Raw genomic sequence first — 18,437 nt, 5'->3', positions numbered from 1 at the left:
CCCCTTGTTTGATTAGCCAGGTGATCTGCATCCGGACCCCACCACATTGTAACTAACACGGGACATTAGGTCTGCGAGTTCGGTAGTTGCTGCCAAGGCAGTTATGCGGGGCTGTTGTCCGGGAAAACCCGTGAGCGCAGGTAATCGCCGCGGTGGCTGCCTAGAGTTGTGGTTATGTCTGCCGGAGCCATTGTGGCCAAGCCGTGGTCGGAGTTCACTCGAGACGAGGTCTTCGATATGGCCAAACTGCGGTCCGATGTGTTCTTCCTCGAACAGCGCATCACCGAGGAAGAACTAGACCACTTTGACCGCCTCCCCGAGACCATGCACTACTGGTTGCCAGATGAGCGCGGCTTCGCGGCCTACTTAAGAGTCGTCATCGATGAGTCGGAGGTCGAACGACAACGCGGTACGGCGCACAGCATTGGTCGGGTAGTAGTGCGACCAGACCGAAGGGGGGAAGGGCTGGCGAAGGTGCTCATGGCGCAGGTGATTGCCGATTGCGGTGCGGTGCCCATGGCACTCCATGCCCAGGTCTACATCGCAGAGCTGTATCGGGAGTTTGGCTTTGCGGAGTTTGGCGAGGAGTTCGATGAAGCTGGCATCGCGCACATCATGATGTACCGACCAGCAACGTCAGGAGGTGAATCCGACGACGGCTGATGGGGTTGACTGTCGCGGGGTGTGACGAGTTGTCGTGCAGTAGCGTCAAGTTGCTAGCAGCGAGACTGATCGGGAGTGGTCATGCGGGTTGTGCTGGGATCGGATGAGAAGACGACGCTGTCGGATGCGGTAGCGGAGTTGCTGAGCGCACGAGGGTTCGCAGTCGAGCTGATTGGCCCACCAGCAGGTGAGCCCGATCAGTGGGCGGAGGTAGGCCGTCGAGTGGGTGAGGCGGTGGCATCGGGTTCGGCACAGCAAGGCTTCCTGTTCTGCTGGACTGGCACCGGCGCCTCGATAGCCGCGAATAAGGTGCGTGGGGTTCGGGCGGCATTGTGCGGTGACCCCGGAACGGCCACCGGCGCCCGGCGATGGAATGACGCCAACGTCTTGGTGATGAGCAACCGGCTGGTATCACCAGCCTTAGCAGCGGAAATTCTCGAAGCATGGTTTGCGGCGGAGCCCGATCCCAGTGAGGCGAGAAATATTGCTCGGCTGGAGTAGTTGCTGGCTCGGCCAGTGTTTTCCGTCCCGTTGGGGTGTAATCGTGCCGTCAGTTGCGTGACGGCGGCGTCATCGGAGCATGATGGAAGTGTGCAGCGCGAGCAACTAATCGCTGAGTTGCGGCAACAGGGGATCCGCGACCAGGCCGTGCTGCGAGCCGTCAGTGAAGTGCCGCGAGACGAGTTTGTGTCGCCGCGACATCGGGCGGCGGCCTGGGAAAATCACCCGTTGCCGATTGGATCTGGTCAGACGATTTCGCAGCCCTTCATTGCCGCCTATATGGTGACGGCGCTCGGCGTGATGCCAGGTGACCGAGTACTGGATGTTGGCACGGGTTGCGGGTATCAGGCAGCAGTACTTGCAGCTTGCGGTGCCGACGTGGTTTCGGTTGAGGTGCGCCCGGAATTGGCCGAATCAGCGGACGAGACGTTGCGGCGGCTGGGCTATTCGGTAGAAGTGGTGGTCGCAGATGGTCATGGTGGTTGGCCTGATGGTGCGCCCTATGCCGGGATCGCGGTGGCCGCGGTGGCTGCCAACATCCCGCCAGCCCTACTGGAACAACTAGTTTCGCCGCGGGCTCATCGGCGAGGGGGGCGACTGATTCTGCCTTTGCATGTGTCAGGTGGGTTTGGGAATCAACAACGGCTCGTTCTTGTCGAACGGATGCGTCACGCGGCTAGTGGCGGATCGCGGGACTTGGCACCGAGCACAAGTCTGCGGGCCCCGGACCTCACAACGGAGTTCCGGCAGCAGAAGCTCATAGATGTGGCGTTCGTGCCGCTCATCGAAGCGGAAGAGTTGACCTGAGTGGGTATGCCGGGTGTGCCACCATGGCGTAGAGATTGCTGGGGAAGAGAACGGAGTTTGCGGGGATGTTTCAGGTGCAGTTGCAGCCGCGAGCTCTCGCCGACCTTGCGGTCGTGATACCGCCCGCTCGAGTATTTCGCCTGATCGAAGATGTTGCTCCGATGATGCGGGTGCGGCTCACCGGACACGACATCATTAATGTCAACTCGACCGCCAGCGGCGGTGGTGTCTCGGAGATGCTGCACGTGCTGTTGCCGCTATGCCTAGGACTAGGCGTGCCAGCGCCTTGGTACGTCATGGAGGCGGATCCAGAGTTCTTCGTCACGACGAAGCGCATCCACAATCGGCTCCACGGCAATCGTGGGGATAGTGGATCGCTGGGCGAGGTCGAGCTGAGCCAGTTCCACACTGTCGCCGAGCGCGAGGCTGCGGCGCTACTCGAGCGGATTCGTCCCGGCGACGTGGTGATCCTGCATGATCCGCAACCGGTAGGAATTGCACGGATTCTCCACGAGGCAGGGTTTCCAGTGATTTGGCGATGCCACGTGGGGGTCGATCACCACAACGACTACACCCGGGAGGTTTGGAACTTCCTCCGCCCGATGCTCGAGGGGTACGTCGATGGGTACGTATTCACTCGTGAGTCCTATGTGCCCGATTGGGTGCCAGCGGATCAACTACAGATCATCAAGCCCGCTATCGATCCGCTGGCCGCGAAGAACCAGGAGCTTGCGGAGTCCGATGTTGTGGGTGCGCTGGTTACTGCCGGCATCCTGCATGGTGCTGCCGAGCCGGGAGCCGCATTTACCCGTGCAAGTGGGCAATCCTCCCCGTTCGATCTCGTTGCCGAGATTCAGCGCTCTGGCGAGGCGCCGGGGTCAGAGGTGCCGATTGTGCTGCAGGTGTCCCGCTGGGATCCGCTCAAAGACATGGCCGGCGTCATGCGTGCATTTGCCGAGCAGATCGCACCGAATAGCGATGCCCACCTCATGCTGGTGGGGCCATCGGTTGCCGCAGTCAGTGATGATCCAGAAGGTCAGCAGGTTTTGGCGGACTGTGTCGCGCTTTGGCGACAACTACCAGCGAAAATACGTGAGCGGGTTCATCTGATTAGTTTGCCAATGACCGACCCGGAGCAAAATGGCGCAGTTGTAAACGCCCTGCAGCGACACGCAACCGTTGTGGTGCAGAAGAGTTTGGCGGAGGGTTTCGGGCTGACCGTCACGGAAGCAATGTTCAAGGGGAAGCCGGTGGTTGCAGCGGCCGTTGGCGGGATCGCTGACCAAATAGTGAATGACACATCTGGGTTGCTGATTGCCGATGCTACTGACCTGACCGCGTTTGGCGCGGCGGTAAATCGACTGTTAGCCGACGGGGAACTGCGTAGTCGGTTAGGCACGGCAGCGCGACAGCGCGTCGTCAGTCAGTTCTTGCCGGACAGTTCGCTGGATCAGTGGAATGCCGTGGTGCAGTCTGCGATGACTCGCAAGCGGGAGCCATGAATCGACACGCCCGATCGGCGACAGATCATTCCAAGATGAGGTTGGGGCTGATCCCCGTCCCGCGACCTGCTTGAGCGGGAATGACTACTCGGTACGTCCCAGCTGGCAGGTGACTGATAATCGCGGTACGACCCACCTCGGTGTAGCCCTTGCGCGACAAATCCCAATGCTCGCCGTTGAGCTGCTGGACCTGATAGCTGAGTTGGCTAGGAGAGGCACCAGCAACGAGGAGTTGGATACCTAGCGGGTGTGCCGTTGCGGCTAGGTCAGGCGCGGGGATTTCTGCTGGGGTATCGGAGGGGAGCCGAGGGTCGCCCGGGCAAGCTCCCTGGGCGATGCGTAGCGTCGTCCAGTAGGTGTTTCCTTGCACCACCGTCGCTGAACCCAGAAAGACCGGATCGGGCATGGTCAACCGTGCGGCGGCGGCCGGATGCGATTCCAGCCAGTATTTGAGCGCGGATTGTGGGGTGCTGTTCTTGGCCGCGGAGGAAATCGAGAACACCTGGTCGAGCTGCCGGCAGACAACTGCGGTGTCTTCTGGGTACCAGGAATCGGTCAGGTACTGACCTGGTCCGGCGTCCGCCATCCGGTTAGACCACATCGCGGCTTGAACGCGGAGGGGTTCGTATTCCTTGGCGGGCTGCAGACCCTGACTCACCCGCAGGTTGCCCACGAGTTTCAGCATTTGATCGTCGAAGTCATCTTCCGGAAGTCGGGGGGCGAAGTCACCTGATGTTTCGAAGGCGATGCCACGAGCCCCGAGGGTGATGCGGTGATCGTCAATGTCCTGGCTCATGGAACCGAAATAGTTAGCGGCGTCGGTTCCGGAGTTGAAGGCGGAGGCGGGCATGGTGAGTGCAACGATCACGAGACCGATAGCGGCCACCGCGAGCACGCCTGCTCTCACTGGGACTCCTTACTAAGCGGATGTACCTATCCACAAGTTAAACCACAGAAATAGTAGCGACTTCCGGGGTTCTGTGGATAGCCGTACGCTTAGGCTCACATTTTTGCTCCCTGTGACTAACGGTATACGGCGCTGACATAGGGTACTTATCCGCCCCAGCGATACCTATTGTCAACCTGCCCGCGTCCACCGACGACAGTATGTGGGGATTAGCGGAAGCTGGGGTACTGCCCAGGTGAACCTGACGAGAGACTGGCCAGCAGCTTCGTGGCTTTTTTCTTGGTGAGCCGGTAGGACTGATTCGACATCTCGTCGAGTTGGTCGCCAGCAACATTGGCCACTAGGCCAGTTGCGGTTGCCTGGCCCACATCTGCCACGAGTGCCTGGCGGCCCCTGTTCGCCTTGACGCTTAACTGCATCGGGATACGAACTTTTCCGAAACTTGTTCGGACTTTGGCGACCACCGGCTGGACTCCATCGACCGACGGGCCCGTGTTAACGACCACCACGGTGAAGTTGACGGGAATCCCCGACATCGATTGCTGGCCGTTCATCCGGATACCGCGTTTGCTGACCTTGGCCGAGGTGCAGGCATCTACCTTCTTACACATGCGTTCGACGTTGAACATCGTCTGCCAGTTGGTTTTGGCCCGGATAGTGGTTGGTTCGGCACCTGCCGCAGCGGCGTTGAACAACGCCCCTGCGGATAGGAGCAGTGTGGCAGCAACCATCCCGATGAGAAGCACGGCGGACCGCGGTGCGGTCATTGCGATGGTTGTAGTTCCGCGCTGATTTCCCCGATGCATGCCTCGAGAGTGTCACGGAATCTCAGTAGAAACCAATTTTTTCCGGTAGCTAACGCCTTCGCTACCCGGGGTCCGAACGGTCGGTTGCTTCCCAAGTCGCAACAGCACGATCTGCCGCCTGCGCTGAGACGATTTCTGCGATCCTATTTTCGGTCCGGCGGTGACTGATATACGTCAGAGCCGCCAGCAACATGAGCCCAATCGCAGTCAGATAGAAGACTAGGTCGGCCCCCCGGCCAACACCTAGCCAGGAAGCCGCTCGAGTGGTGATTTCCGGATTGACGATCGTGACCACAACAAGCGCGGCGAAGCCGATGAGAACAAGGCGTTTGGAAGCCCGTCCCTTAGTTGAACTACCGAGGCGCCACACAATAACGACGCCTAGTACCACTGCAGCGACGAATATCCAGGCGGCCATATCAGCGCAACCACCGATCAAACAGAATGTTCACGGCATTGGTCATCGATTGCCCCTTGGCCTTGGAGTAGTCGGTGTATTCAATATGGATCGGTACCTCGATCCACGAGACATCGTGATGGGCGATAAAGTCGAGGATGTCGGATGCATGACCCATCCCCCGATCCTCGAACTCGATGCGTTTGGCGAGATCAGTAGTGAGTGCCCGCAAGCCATTGTGGGTATCGGTTACTGCTAGGCCGGTGGTCCAACGGGTGTAGCGGGTGCCAGCCCGCAGGATGGCTCGCTTCAATGTGGAAGCGTTGGAGGAACCGTCACCGAATCGAGTTCCCAAAACAATGTCAACGCCTTGCTCGCGGCCGGCGTCGACCATCGCCGCAGCATCGCTGACACGGTGCTGCCCATCCGCATCAAAGGTGACCACCCAGGAAAAGCGCGGCATCCTGGCCGCCACTTGGAATCCGGTATCCAACGCACCGCCTTGGCCAATGTTGACTAGGTGACGAGCCACATGAGCGCCCGTTTCTTTCGCGACTTGGCTGGTGTCGTCGGTGGAGCCGTCGTCAATGACCAGAACGTTTGGGAACTGCCTGCGCAGATCAGCCACCACGGCCCCAATCGCCGTTGCCTCGTTGAAGGCGGGAACGATCACTAGTACGTCGGCGTAGCGGTCTGCGTGGTCCGCGTGTTCCGCTTGTGGCTCTTGGGCCATCGCCGACCCCCTGCTACCGGTTTGTCGCACAACTGCATTGTGCCGCATTGGGGTGAAGGGGTGTGCCAACTAGAGCAGGAAGACTTCGCTCGACCTGTGTGAGGTACGAGAGCAGTAGCAATGAAATCTGGTCTTGCCCGATCAGCTCCACTCGTCAGCGCCCGCAAGAACCCGACACGTTAGGTCTTAAGGCCTGCCGCGTCCTCGACTGCTCGTGAGTGATCTGGGACGTGGTTTTGGGTGTCTTTCGGGGGTCGGACGTAGCCGGTGGATGCTGGTCGATGCGGAAGTTCGATCGATGGCGGGGGGATTTTGGAATATGGCACAGTCGACAACAAGTGGTTAATGCAGTTGATGCGTGCCCGACGTTTGTCGTCACTCTCCACCACATACCAATGGGCGGGACTGACATCGGTATGCACCATCATGGCGTCCTTCGCCATCGAGTAGTCCTCCCAGCGAGTGATGGATTCCAAATCCATGGGTGACAATTTCCAGCGCCGCATCGGGTCGTATAGCCGGGAGCGGAATCGAGTCTCCTGCTCCTCGTCGGAGACACTGAACCAGTACTTGCGCAGCAGAATGCCGTCCTCATGCAGCATACGTTCGAAGATCGGGGCTTGGTGGAGGAATCGGCTGTACTCATCTGGAGTGCAGAATCCCATGACCCGCTCAACGCCAGCTCGGTTGTACCACGAGCGGTCGAGCATCACGATCTCGCCAGCTGCTGGCAGGTGGGAGATGTAGCGCTGGAAGTACCACTGCGTCTTTTCTCGCTCGGTGGGTGCTGGTAGGGCAACTACGCGAGCCACTCTGGGGTTCAGATACTGCGAGACTCGTTTGATGGTTCCGCCTTTGCCGGCGGCGTCACGACCCTCGAAGATAATGACCAGCCGAGCACCGGTGGTCTTCACCCATTCCTGCATTTCGACAAGTTCGGCCTGCAGACGAAGGAGCTCCTTCTCGTAGACCTTCTTATTCATCCTGTGCTTGACAGTGGTCTTAGGAGCCTTCTTGTTCTTCTTGCTCATGCGGCTGAGGCTAATCTTGTGTTGAGATCGATGCGCGGCGATATGTTGGGGGAATGCCGCAGATTCTGCTCATCAGTTGCGAAAGGTAACCGCGGGGAATGACAGCAATGCTTACGACCGCGACGGCTGACTTTGTCGTCATTGGGGCGGGAATTGTGGGTCTCACGATCGCACGTGAGTTGACCATGCGTTTCCCAGCGGCTCGAGTGGTCGTGCTCGACAAGGAAAAGCAACTCGCGGAGCATGCCTCCGGGCGTAACTCGGGAGTGCTGCACGCTGGCTTCTACTATTCGCCCGACTCGTTGAAGGCCGAGCTCACTCGCCGGGGAAATCAACTGCTGCACGAGTTCTGTGATGAACATGCGGTGACGATCCGCCGTTGCGGCAAGGTGGTGGTGACGCGATCGCCGGCGGAACTAGCCAGGCTGGATGAACTGGCCAAGCGCGGAGCAGCCAACGATGTGCCGCTGGAGATGGTGACAGCAGCCGAACTGGCCGAGTTGGAACCCCTCGCACGAACCTGCGAGCGCGCCTTGTTTTCGCCCACGACCGCCGTTGCGGATCCAGTGGCGGTAGTGATGGCGGTGGCCCGGGATCTCCTGCGGCGTGGTGGGGAGATTCATCTGGGGGTACCGGTCGCGCGAACGAAGCCTGGAGTGGTTGTCACTTCTGATCGGGTCTGGTCTGCGGGTCATATCGTCAACTGTGCTGGTCTTTATGCCGATGTGGTGGCTCGTGACTTCGGCATGTGTGATGACTATGTGATGCTGCCGTTCAAAGGTGTTTATCGCTACGGCAACTGGGAGCCGGGCCGACTCCAGCGCCACGTCTATCCGGTGCCTGATCCCCGCAATCCATTTCTGGGTGTTCATGCCACCGTGACCGTCGCTGGAAGGACCAAGATCGGGCCCACTGCGATTCCTGCTCTCTGGCGCGAGAACTACCAGCATCTGGCTGGCTTCAAAAGGAAGGAAGTGCCGGGTGCCGCTCGCGGTCTGGCGAAGTTCCTAAGCAGCGACGCCCATGAGTCCTGGCAACTTGTGCGCAGTGAGCCGCGCAAATACTCACATCGGGTCCTTGCTCGCGAGGCTGCCGAACTCGTTCCCAGCATCCGACCGCAGGATTTCACTGAACGCGGCAAACCGGGGATTCGAGCGCAACTGGCGCATCGGAGTACCGGGGCACTGGAAATGGATTTCGTTGTTCGCGGTGATGAGAAATCAACTCACGTACTGAATGCAGTGTCACCAGCGTGGACGAGCTCACTGGCCTTCGCTGAGCACGTCGTTGATGGTCTAGTTGCTCGCGTTGGCTGACTGTTCACGGTTACCACGGGGCGCCCGAGACTGGCTGCTAGTAGAGTTCCGACGTGTTCGTCGGTAATCCCGTGACCCAACAGCGATCAAAGGATGACTGAGGTCTGCTGATGCGTCCGCTGGATCCGAGACTACTGAAGTGGGCTGACGTTACGCGCTCCTACCTCGTGGTGTCGGTGATACTCGGGGCGCTGACCGCGGTCTTGATTGTCATCCAGGCAGCCCTGCTCGCAAGCATCATCACCTCGGTCTTTCAGCGGGGCGCTGAGCTCGCCGAAATTGGCGATCAGACGGTCTTGCTGGCGGTCGTTATCGCTGGTCGGGCGTTGTTGTCCTATCTGCAGGAGTGGGCGGCAGCTAGGACGTCAGCTCGGGCAAAAAGTCAGTTGCGCATGGCAGTGCTGGATCACGCGGTCGAGTTGGGACCATTGGCCCTGCAGGATCGATCTACGGGGGAACTGGCGCAACTCACCGGGCGGGGCATCGACGCCCTAGATGCCTACTTTGCTCGCTATCTGCCGCAGTTACTGCTGTCCGTAGTCGTCCCGATCATCATTGGCGTGGTGGTGGTGACCCAAGATGTCCTGGCCGCAGTGATCATCGCGCTGACCTTGCCACTCATTCCAATCTTCATGATTCTGGTGGGCTGGTACACCAGGAATCGGGTGGATCGGCAATGGCGGGCGCTGGCAGTTCTGGCGGGCTACTTCTTGGATGTCGTGGCGGGGCTGCCGACGCTGAAAATTTTCGATCGTGCTCGGGCCCAGGCAACAACCATTCGTGATGTCGGCGAGCGGTATCGACGAGCGACGATGCGGGTGCTGCGGGTCTCCTTCCTCAGTTCGTTAGTCCTAGAACTCCTCGCCACCCTGAGCGTTGCCATCGTTGCGGTATCCATCGGACTGCGGCTGGTCGGCGGCAGCATGGAATTGCAGACCGCACTCTTCGTCCTGATCTTGGCGCCGGAGGCCTACCTGCCGCTGCGCATGGTGGGGGCGCAGTATCACGCTGCTGCGGAGGGGATCGGTGCTGCCGCAGCGTTGTTGGATATCCTGGATAGTGAGCCGGGGTCGCCTGCGGGAAGTCAGCCGGCGCCGCAGCCGGAAACCGTTACTGTTGCGGGAGTCAACGCGAACTACCCCGGACGCGAAGTGTTGGCGTTGCAGGGGGCGAGTTGCACCCTGATAGCTGGCCAGATCACCGCCGTCTTGGGGCCCTCGGGTGCGGGAAAGTCGACGCTGGTTCAGACCCTCTTGGGGTTCCTAAAGCCATCGGCTGGCACTATTCGCATCGAATCGGCAAGAGCCAGAAGTACGACACGAGTTAGCGATCTCGGTAACGATTCGGAGAGCATCGCCTTGGATCAGATTGATCCACAGTCCTGGCTGCAGCAGGTGGCCTGGCTGCCGCAAGAGCCACTGATCATCGCGGGGACGATCAGAGACAACATCGCCTTGGGGGATCCCGAGGTTCAGCAGGCGCGCATTGTCGCCGCCGCCGAATCAGCCGGACTGTCGGCAGCGCTCCTTGAGCAACCTGTCGCTGAGGGCGGATTGGGGATATCGGCGGGGCAGTTACGTCGGGTGGGGCTGGCACGGGTGCTGTTGCGGGAAGCTCCGCTAGTACTGCTGGATGAACCGTCGGCTGCTTTGGATTCCGAGACTGAGCAGCAGGTAGTGACCGCTATCAAGGAGTTGCGCAGTGCTGGGCGTATCGTGCTCGTAGTTGCCCACCGGCCGGCGTTGGTGGCGGTAGCCGATCAAGTCGTCAGACTGCAGCCGGCAGGTGAGTTGCCCACTGGCGCCGAACCCGACAAGGGCGTGGAGCGACCATCGACCATCCCACTTCCGGGGTTGCCGTCGTGAACTCAACTGCTCAGGAGGGTCGCTTGCTCAGTGCTCCCGTGATTCGGGTCCTGCGCAGCGCGGGCCCGGTATGGCCGCGGCTGTTGCTGGCAGGCTGTCTGGGAGCCCTAGCGATTGGCAGTTCGGTGGGGTTGATAGCAGCCAGTGCCTTCCTGATTTCCAAGGCATCACAGCAGCCCCCCATCTTGCACCTCGGAGTGGCGATCGTCTCGGTGCGGGCCTTCGGCATTGGCCGTGGTGTCTTTCGATACGCGGAGCGGCTCACCGGCCACGACGCGGCTTTCCGATCACTAACCGATTTGCGACTCGCCGTCTACGATCGACTAGCCATTGTCGCCCCCGCGGGCAGTGGCGCGTATCGGTCGGGGGACCTCCTGAATCGGCTGGTAGCTGACGTCGACTCCGTCGTTGATCTGTATTTGCGGGTGGCGCTTCCCTATCTCATTGCCGCGGCGGTAAGTGTTGGCGCAGTCGTCTTGATCAGCCTGTTCGTACCGGCCGCTGCGGTTGCGCTCGCGCTCGCGCTGCTGGTCGGCGCGGTGGTGGTGCCGTTCATCACCCTTAAGACGTTGGACCGTAGTCAGGAACGGGTGGCGCCGGCGATGGCTCGACTGACGTCTGAGACGGTCACGCTGGTGGATGGGGCCGCTGAGATTACCGCCCTAGGTCAGCAGCGCCGGTTCATCGATCGGATAGCAGCGACCGATCGGGAATTGACCGACGCGGCGGCGAAAGCAGCCAAGTCACAAGGATTGGGATCTGCACTCGGAGTTCTGGCGCAGGGAGCGGCCATCATTGCTGCCGTCATCTTTGGTACCCAGGCGGTGACAAGTGGTCAGTTGGATGGCCTCAACCTCGCGATGGTGGTGCTGGTTCCGCTAGTCGCCTACGAAGCGGTTCAGGTTCTGCCGGCAGCGGTGATCACGTTGGCTCGAGTGCGTGAGTCTGCTCGGCGAGTGGTGGCGGTGTTGGATTCACCGGACCTAGTACCTGACCCGCCTGCCAGCGCCGACCGGACAACTGCGGTATCCGCGACTTTGGCTGGCGGCGCCCCGTTACAGATCACGGGGTTACGCGCTGGCTGGCAACCCGGTCAATGGCTGGTGGGGCCGTTAGATCTCTGCCTGGTACCAGGGGCACCGGTTGCTTTGACCGGCCCGAGCGGGAGCGGCAAATCCACAGTAGCTGCGGCGCTTACCCGCCTAGCCCCTGCCACTGGGCAGAGAGATTTTGCTGGCATGAACCTGGCAAGTCTTGCTGGCGAGGAGGTGCGACGAATCATTGGGTTGGCCGAGCAGCAGCCACACCTCTTCGACACCTCCATTGCCGAAAACGTACGGCTAGCTCGCCGTGACGCCAGCGACGAGGAGATCATGGAAGTACTGACCGACATCGGTCTCGGCGAGTGGCTAGCGGGGCTCCCCAAGGGCGTAAATACGCCGGTGGGACGGTTTGGCCGAGCAATCTCCGGGGGGCAGCGGCAGCGGATCGGGCTAGCGCGAGTCCTCATCGCTGACTTCCCGGTGGTTATCGCCGATGAGCCCACCGAGTACCTCGATGATGAAAACGCTGAGCTAGTGATGACGACTTTGCTGAGGCACTGTCGTGACCGTGCACTATTGGTGATCAGCCACCGAGAGGATGACGTTGGGCGATGTGATCACGTGATTCGCATCTAGTGACGGGGTTGGGAGTTTGGGAGTACGGGGGCAGTCGTATGCAGCTTCTCCCAGTCGGTGTCAGCGGTGAGGGATCTCTCGAGCGCCGGGGTGCCGCCGCGGACCCCGAACAGCCGCTTCGTCCACACCAGATAGGCCAGAATCGCCAAATCGAGAAATAGGCCGAACAAGCGCATTACGGTGACCTGTTCGGTGAGCGCTCGGATGGCCAGCGGGAGAAGCCCTGCGGTGGCGATGACCGTCAGGTATTCCGCCCAGCGCGCTCCGCGCCACAGGAAGACCGCTTCAGTTCCCTCCAGCACCGCGTAGCCAACCGCGACTGCGAGTAGCAGCCAGGCACGGCTGGCATCCAAGTTGCTCAACTCATTCAAGCCGGATACCAGCAGCGAGTTGCCAGGGCGAGAGCCAGCCGCGATTTCACCTGCTGCCTGCAAGAGTTGGGAGGCTTCGTCCCGAAGGCCCGGTAACCCCCACTCGATGACCACAATTCCGATGGCCAGCAACGTGAAAAACACAAAGTGCAGGCCGCGGATCACTGCGATCCCGCGGATTACCACGGTCTCCTCGAGAGCCTTACCGCGTTGTGGGGTGGGGAGTTCGCTCGGCGGTGGGAGTGTGTCAGTTTCCGGATGTTCGGGATCGGCAATGCAGATCCAGTCATCACACCGTAGGCAACGACACAGCCGGGTGCCGTCGGTCAGTGGTAGTGCCAGTTCGTGATCAGTTGGCCCGATTCCTGCGACGCTTGCTCCCGGGGCAACATGTCCACTTGTCGCACACCACAGTGCGCCCAACCGCCATCGGCGGGGCACTACCTTCATGGCAACGGAAAGCCAGCGGCCCGAGCGGCCGAAGACGTCATGTCGTCCAGCGAATATTCTGATCGCCAGTTGAGGAATTCGGTGGCACGATCGACAGCTGCCACCAAACTCGGCGGGTCCCCGGCTCGTCGTTCGGTCACTTGGTAGGCAACTTCCTGACCGAGTACCCGGCCGATCGAGTTGAGCACGTCCAGCACGCTGGAACCCGCACCGGTCCCGATATTGATGGGTAAACCGACTTGTTGCGTTTCCACCAGCACAGCTGCTGCAGTGTGAGCATCGGCTAAATCAGCCACATGGATGTAGTCGCGTATGCAAGTCCCGTCTGCGGTGGTGTAGTCGTCACCGAACACGTTGCACTTCTCATTTTGCCGGATTGCCCGCAAGACAATCGGAATCAAATTGGCGACTGAGGGATCCCCGAGATCAGGTGATCCAGCACCCGCTACGTTGAAATAGCGCAATGCGGTCCACGAGATTCCGTAGTTTTCCGCGACGTCGCGCGTTAACCATTCACCGATCAGTTTGGTCTCGCCATAGGGCGAGATCGGCTCGGTAGGGCCGTCCTCGAGGACTGGGCTGGTGTCAGGTTCGCCGTAGACCGCAGCCGATGAGGAGTAGACCATCCCGCCAACGCCGCAGTTGCCCATAGCCTGCAGCAGCGATTGCATCCCGCCAACGTTCTCCTGGTAGTACCACAGCGGGCGCTCAACCGACTCGCCGACAGCCTTCTTGGCGGCAAGATGTACGACCCCCGAGACGTTGTGATCTCGCATCGTTTGTTCGAGAAGTTCCTGATCAAGGATCGAGCCGGTCACTAGCGGCACCTCACCGGGAACCCGCTCCCGGATGCCAGTAGAGAGATCATCGATGACGACGACGTCGCGACCGGACGCCCGGAGCGATCGAAGTACGTGGCAGCCGATGTAGCCGGCGCCGCCGGTGAGTAGCCAGGTCATGACAATCACCCTAGTCAAGGGTTCTACGTAGTTGGTGCAAACCGCCGCAACCCAACGAGAGAACGCTAGTTTTCAGTGGGTTGCTCTGCTTGATCGGCGGTGACTTTCCCGGTGTCGGCAGTAAAGCCGAACCATGAGATCGCTGCTCCCACCAGGCACAGCGCCGCGCAGAGCAATACCGCACGCTGGTAGCCCGGCAACACTGCCGCACCGGTGAGATCACTGGAATGCGAGAGCCCAGCCAGCAGCGGGATGACCGCCACTGCCACTAGGCCGGCAATCCTGGCTAGCGCGTTGTTGACCCCGGATCCGACACCGCTGCTGTCGACCGGAATATCGCCGAGCGCGGTCGTGGTGATGGGGGCCACGATGAAAGCCAGACCGAGGGCGAATACGGTGATGCCGGGGAAGACGTCCACCCAGTAAGTGCCATCAGCGGGTAGTAGGGAAAGCATGACCATGCCGACGGCCATCAGCAGGCTGCCGATGGTCAGGAGCAGGCGAGAACCCAACTTCGGTAGCAGGCCACCAATCTTGGCTGAGAGCAGCGCCAGCACAATTGTGATGGGCAAACCCGCAGCGCCGGCGGCCAGCGCTGACCAGCCCAAACCAATTTGAAGTCCGATGGTGAACAGCAAGAGCAAAGCACCCAGCGCGCCGTACACGACGAAAGTCACCAGATTCGCCACGGAAAATGAGCGGAACCGCCACAAACTAGGTGGCATCATCGCCGGCGGTGACTGACTCACCTCGCGTGCGCGTTCCACGAACCAGAAACCGATGAGCAGCGCGATTCCCACCACCACCAAAAGGGCAGCGACACTCCAGCCGAGCCGCTCGACCTCGATCAAAGGGCCAACGATGAGACCCAACCCGAGAACAGTCATACCGGCACCGAGGAAATCGACCTGCGCGCGCAGTGGGCCGGGCTTCCTTAGCCCCGGTACGGCAGGAATCGGTCGGCAGAGGACGAGCGCTAGCGCGGCCAGCGGCAAGTTGATGAGGAAGACCCAACGCCAGCCAGACGGGGAGGAATCAACTAACGTGCCGCCGACAAAAGGCCCGAGGGCAGTCACGATGCCCGACAGTCCTGACCACAATCCAATGGCCCGACCGCGGTCCTTGTCGGTAAATAACGAAGACAACAGCGCTAGCGATCCAGGAATCATGAGTGCGGCAGCTATTCCCTGAATACCTCGAGCAGCGACTAGCGTCGTGGCCGTTGGGGCGATGCCGCACAGGAGTGATGAGATCGCGAAGCTAACGATTCCCCACATGAATACGCGCTTGCGGCCTAGCAGATCCCCAAGCGCTCCACCTACCAAAACCAGCGCCCCGAGCGTAAGTAGGTAGGAGTCCAGCACCCATTGCATGGTCGCCAGACCGCCGCCCAAATCCGACTGGATAGCGGGCAGAGCCACATTCACCACGGTGCTATCGAGAAAGCCAATCCCGCTGGCGACGATCGCAGCACCCATGAGGGAACGGCCTGCCCTGCTAGAAAAAACTAGGGTGTGCCCGGAAGCGGAACTCTGCTGCGCTCCGAGTTGCGAGGTGCCAGCGGAGGGTTTGACGGAATCGGGATCCATGGCTTCTGGCATTTCACGACGCTACCGGAATGGGGTGGAGTCGGCGCGATCAGATGGTGGCGGTCTAGGGTGTGGGCATGGTGCGTATTGCGGCCGTGCAGGTGTCGATTGAGGATCGAGAATCTCCCCAACTTCGATTAGATCGGGTGACTGAACAGGTCGCCGAACTCACCGACAGCGCTGATCTGGTAGTTCTGCCAGAGATGTGGACCGTTGGAGCGTTCAACGCCCACCTCTTCATGGGTAACGCGCAGGCGCGTGACGGAGATTTTGCGCAACGCATGAGTGAACTGGCGAAGCAGGGAGGTTTCTGGCTGCATGCCGGTTCAATACCGGAACTTCACGAGGGCGGGGTCTCCAACACCAGCTTGGTATTTGATCCTGATGGCAATCTGGCTGCCCACTACCGCAAAGTGCACCTGTTTGGCTTCGATGAAGGCGAAGCAGCCGCGGTCGTGCCAGGAGATCGAATCACGACTGTGGCGACGCCACTGGGTACGACCGGGCTATCCACCTGCTACGACCTTAGATTTCCGGAGCTCTATCGAATTCAGGGTTCAGCCGGTGCGACTGCCTTCTTAGTTCCATCTGGCTGGCCCGCGCCACGGATTGAGCACTGGCGACTGCTGTGCCGCGCCCGAGCGGTAGAGAATCAAGCCGTGCTGGTTGGTTGCAACGCGGTGGGCCGCCACGCCGGTGTGGAGATGGGTGGTCACTCGGTGATAGTTGCCGCCTCGGGGGAGGTGCTCGCTGAAGCAGGGTCAGCTGATGAAGAAGTGATCACTGCAGAACTGGATCCGGACAGCGTCGAAGAGCTTCGGTCAGCTTTTCCGGTCTTAGCTGATCGACGCTTCGGTTAGCAGCTGGCTAACTAATGTTCGTGGCGGGGATGCCGTCGAGCGTTTTCGAGTGCCACTAAGTTAGCCAGCTGATGTCAAACTGTTCGAGTGACGTTTGATCCTCACACTGATTCGGCAGTGGGTGACGCTCCGAAAGCGCGGCGGGGTTCGTTGGTGAAGGGCGCCATCTGGGGAGTATTAGCCGTTCTCGCGCTACTGCTGGTGTGGCTGGTCATTACCGGCGCCCTTGCTGCGAAAACCGCGAACGATGTGAGGTCGCAGAGCAACACGCTTGTCTCCGCAATGAAATCTGGTGATGCCGCGGCAATCGTGTCGGCGCTGGAGCAGTTGCAGTCCAGCACTGCCGACCTCGATGTGCGCCTGAACTCCTCGCCGTGGTCGCAGGTCGCCGATCTTCCGCTAGTGGGGCGTTCGGTTGGGGCTGCAGCAAGTATTGCCACAGGTGCGAATGGTGTGCTGGCAGCTACCGAGGGATATGAGCAGGTGATCGGGGAGGTCGTACAGCAGGTTGATAGTGACGGGTTGGCGGCGGCGGGCTCGCTGCGCCAGCTGCAACCGGTGACTCAGGCTGCTGCCGATGCGACGGTAGTTCCGGCGCAAGCGGTCGAAACAGCGGTAGCCGTGGGGCTGCCGGGTCCGGTTCAGGCTGTAGCGACAGACTTCCTGGCGGCTGTTGAGGGGGTAGCTGCTGCAAACGCCGGTACGCATGTACTTCCTGGCATGTTGGGATTTGGTGAGTCCGCGACTTGGCTGGTGGTGTTCGAGAATCTCGCGGAGCAACGGGGCACCGGAGGGCTGATTACTTCATTTACTTCGGTAACGGCTAGCAGAGGCAAACTATCACCCGGCACAGCGCAGACCACCAACGCCATTGACAAGGAGAGAGTGTCCCTCGCTGGTATTCCCGCCGATACTCGCAGATTGTGGGGCTCTGATCTGGCATACAGCTACGGGTGGAATCTTGATCGTCATTTCCCGTATGCCGGTCGACTAGCGCTGAGATCGAGTGAGAATTCCGGCGGGACTGCGGAGTATGTGCTGTCACTGGATGCGGAGGCAGTCGCTGCGCTGCTCGAAGTAGTTGGGCCAGTCACTGTGGCTGGCATCACCATCGAGGCCTCGAACGCTGCTGACTATTTCACTCGTCAGATTTACGAGGACTTTCTTAATGTGGAGCGTAAAGACCGCGTGACCTTGGCGTTCATCGATCAGGTGGTCTCAGAGTTCTTTGGTTCCGAACTGGATCTGGTGGCGTTGGCCGAAGCGATCGTTGAGCCGGCCCGCACCGGCAACATCAAGATTTACAGTGAGGTTCCCCGCGAGCAACGCGTGCTTGCGGCTAGCACTATCGGCAGCGCGGTACCGAACACTATTGGCCCGTGGGCATCAGCAGCCATTAACGACAACGCTGGGGACAAAATGGCGCCCTACCTTGAAGTCGACGTAAGCTTTGAGTCTGCCGGACGTTGCTTAACCCCAGGTGCCACGTCACGGATTACGGCCACGGTGACTAATCGGGCGCCGGACGATATTGCGCCCTACGTCGATGCCGGTAGTCGCAAACTTCTGGAGAACCCGCCGGGAAGCACCCGAGTGGGGGTTGCGCTCTATGCGCCGGTCGGCTCGGCCCTGCAATCAGCCGAGGTAGATGGTCAACAGACCCTCATCAAGCAGGGCCGAGACCGAAGTCATCCGGTGTGGGCAGTACCACTGGACCTGAACCGCGGCGAGACGAAATCCTTCACCGTGGAGTTTGAAGAGCCGAGAACTTCCGACCTCCCAATCCAGTTCTCTCGCCAACCGATGGTGAATCCGATCGGAGTCACCCTGACCGAAGTGAACTGCTGACTCAGGAAGCTTCTGGGTTGGGTGCGTTTTAGTTGGTGCGACGGCGTGACGCGACCAGGATGCCGGTGCCGGCGCCGATAGCGGCGAGGCCTGCGAGCAGTCCTAGTGTGGTGGCGTCGGATCCCGTTTGGGCGAGAGTTCCGCCGGTCGTTG

The 18,437-nt window shown here is 60.4% G+C and carries 18 protein-coding genes; 9 read left to right on the top strand and 9 right to left on the bottom strand.

Going from position 1 to position 18,437, the window contains the following annotated elements; translation table 11 throughout:
* The first annotated feature begins 189 nt into the window (after positions 1-189).
* The 4 genes from K0U62_01930 (at position 190) to K0U62_01915 (ending at position 3,473) form a co-directional block, all read left to right on the top strand.
* Positions 190-663: a GNAT family N-acetyltransferase gene (locus K0U62_01930; GenBank protein ID MCH9800276.1), complete on the top strand. Its 474-nt coding sequence runs from the start codon at positions 190-192 to the stop codon at positions 661-663.
* Between the two features lie 81 nt (positions 664-744).
* On the top strand, positions 745-1,164 hold the full coding sequence (locus K0U62_01925; protein MCH9800275.1) for an RpiB/LacA/LacB family sugar-phosphate isomerase: 420 nt from the start codon (positions 745-747) through the stop codon (positions 1,162-1,164).
* Positions 1,165-1,221: 57 nt separating this feature from the next.
* The gene (locus K0U62_01920; protein MCH9800274.1) at positions 1,222-1,971 is read left to right on the top strand and encodes a protein-L-isoaspartate O-methyltransferase; all 750 of its coding nucleotides are present in this window, start codon (positions 1,222-1,224) and stop codon (positions 1,969-1,971) included.
* A gap of 74 nt (positions 1,972-2,045) precedes the next feature.
* Positions 2,046-3,473 (top strand): glycosyltransferase, encoded by a 1,428-nt coding sequence (locus tag K0U62_01915; GenBank protein ID MCH9800273.1) that lies wholly within the window; start codon positions 2,046-2,048, stop codon positions 3,471-3,473.
* A 25-nt stretch (positions 3,474-3,498) separates the two neighbouring features.
* Here K0U62_01915 and K0U62_01910 read toward each other — a convergent pair whose 3' ends face one another.
* The 5 genes from K0U62_01910 to ppk2 form a co-directional block, all read right to left on the bottom strand.
* On the bottom strand, positions 3,499-4,380 hold the full coding sequence (locus K0U62_01910; protein MCH9800272.1) for a hypothetical protein: 882 nt from the start codon (positions 4,378-4,380) through the stop codon (positions 3,499-3,501).
* A gap of 209 nt (positions 4,381-4,589) precedes the next feature.
* Positions 4,590-5,147 (bottom strand): hypothetical protein, encoded by a 558-nt coding sequence (locus K0U62_01905; protein ID MCH9800271.1) that lies wholly within the window; start codon positions 5,145-5,147, stop codon positions 4,590-4,592.
* Between the two features lie 100 nt (positions 5,148-5,247).
* Positions 5,248-5,604: a DUF2304 domain-containing protein gene (locus K0U62_01900; GenBank protein MCH9800270.1), complete on the bottom strand. Its 357-nt coding sequence runs from the start codon at positions 5,602-5,604 to the stop codon at positions 5,248-5,250.
* A gap of 1 nt (position 5,605) precedes the next feature.
* Positions 5,606-6,316, bottom strand: coding sequence for a glycosyltransferase family 2 protein (locus K0U62_01895; protein ID MCH9800269.1), 711 nt, complete (start codon positions 6,314-6,316; stop codon positions 5,606-5,608).
* Between the two features lie 179 nt (positions 6,317-6,495).
* Entirely contained in the window at positions 6,496-7,347 is an 852-nt protein-coding gene (gene ppk2, locus K0U62_01890) for a polyphosphate kinase 2 (GenBank protein MCH9800268.1), read from the bottom strand.
* 107 nt (positions 7,348-7,454) lie between these two features.
* On the opposite strand from ppk2, the gene lhgO reads away from it, so the two are divergent.
* From lhgO to cydC, 3 genes are all read left to right on the top strand, one after another.
* On the top strand, positions 7,455-8,663 hold the full coding sequence (lhgO, locus tag K0U62_01885) for an L-2-hydroxyglutarate oxidase (protein MCH9800267.1): 1,209 nt from the start codon (positions 7,455-7,457) through the stop codon (positions 8,661-8,663).
* Positions 8,664-8,773: 110 nt separating this feature from the next.
* Positions 8,774-10,528: a thiol reductant ABC exporter subunit CydD gene (gene cydD, locus K0U62_01880; protein MCH9800266.1), complete on the top strand. Its 1,755-nt coding sequence runs from the start codon at positions 8,774-8,776 to the stop codon at positions 10,526-10,528.
* Positions 10,525-12,207, top strand: a complete 1,683-nt coding sequence (gene cydC, locus K0U62_01875; GenBank protein MCH9800265.1) for a thiol reductant ABC exporter subunit CydC — start codon at positions 10,525-10,527, stop codon at positions 12,205-12,207. The genes cydD and cydC overlap by 4 nt, the downstream gene beginning before the upstream one ends.
* Here the strand turns inward: cydC and K0U62_01870 are convergent.
* The 3 genes from K0U62_01870 to K0U62_01860 form a co-directional block, all read right to left on the bottom strand.
* Positions 12,204-13,028 (bottom strand): DUF2127 domain-containing protein, encoded by an 825-nt coding sequence (locus tag K0U62_01870; protein ID MCH9800264.1) that lies wholly within the window; start codon positions 13,026-13,028, stop codon positions 12,204-12,206. The two genes, cydC and K0U62_01870, sit on opposite strands and share 4 nt — an antisense overlap.
* Positions 13,025-13,987, bottom strand: coding sequence for a UDP-glucose 4-epimerase GalE (gene galE / locus K0U62_01865; GenBank protein MCH9800263.1), 963 nt, complete (start codon positions 13,985-13,987; stop codon positions 13,025-13,027). The genes K0U62_01870 and galE overlap by 4 nt, the downstream gene beginning before the upstream one ends.
* A gap of 65 nt (positions 13,988-14,052) precedes the next feature.
* Complete coding sequence (locus K0U62_01860) at positions 14,053-15,588, bottom strand: MFS transporter (GenBank protein ID MCH9800262.1); 1,536 nt, start codon at positions 15,586-15,588, stop codon at positions 14,053-14,055.
* A 68-nt stretch (positions 15,589-15,656) separates the two neighbouring features.
* On the opposite strand from K0U62_01860, the gene K0U62_01855 reads away from it, so the two are divergent.
* On the top strand, positions 15,657-16,436 hold the full coding sequence (locus K0U62_01855) for a carbon-nitrogen family hydrolase (GenBank protein MCH9800261.1): 780 nt from the start codon (positions 15,657-15,659) through the stop codon (positions 16,434-16,436).
* An 87-nt stretch (positions 16,437-16,523) separates the two neighbouring features.
* A complete protein-coding gene (locus K0U62_01850; GenBank protein MCH9800260.1) occupies positions 16,524-18,284 on the top strand; it encodes a DUF4012 domain-containing protein in 1,761 nt (586 codons plus the stop codon).
* Positions 18,285-18,312: 28 nt separating this feature from the next.
* On the opposite strand, the gene K0U62_01845 is transcribed toward K0U62_01850, so the two are convergent.
* The coding region (locus tag K0U62_01845) for an LPXTG cell wall anchor domain-containing protein (protein ID MCH9800259.1) at positions 18,313-18,437 on the bottom strand (125 nt) is incomplete at its 5' end.

The sequence above is a fragment of the Actinomycetes bacterium genome, from assembly GCA_022599915.1.
In the GTDB taxonomy this organism is placed as follows: Bacteria; Actinomycetota; Actinomycetes; order S36-B12.
This window is presented reverse-complemented; position numbering and strand designations above follow the sequence as displayed.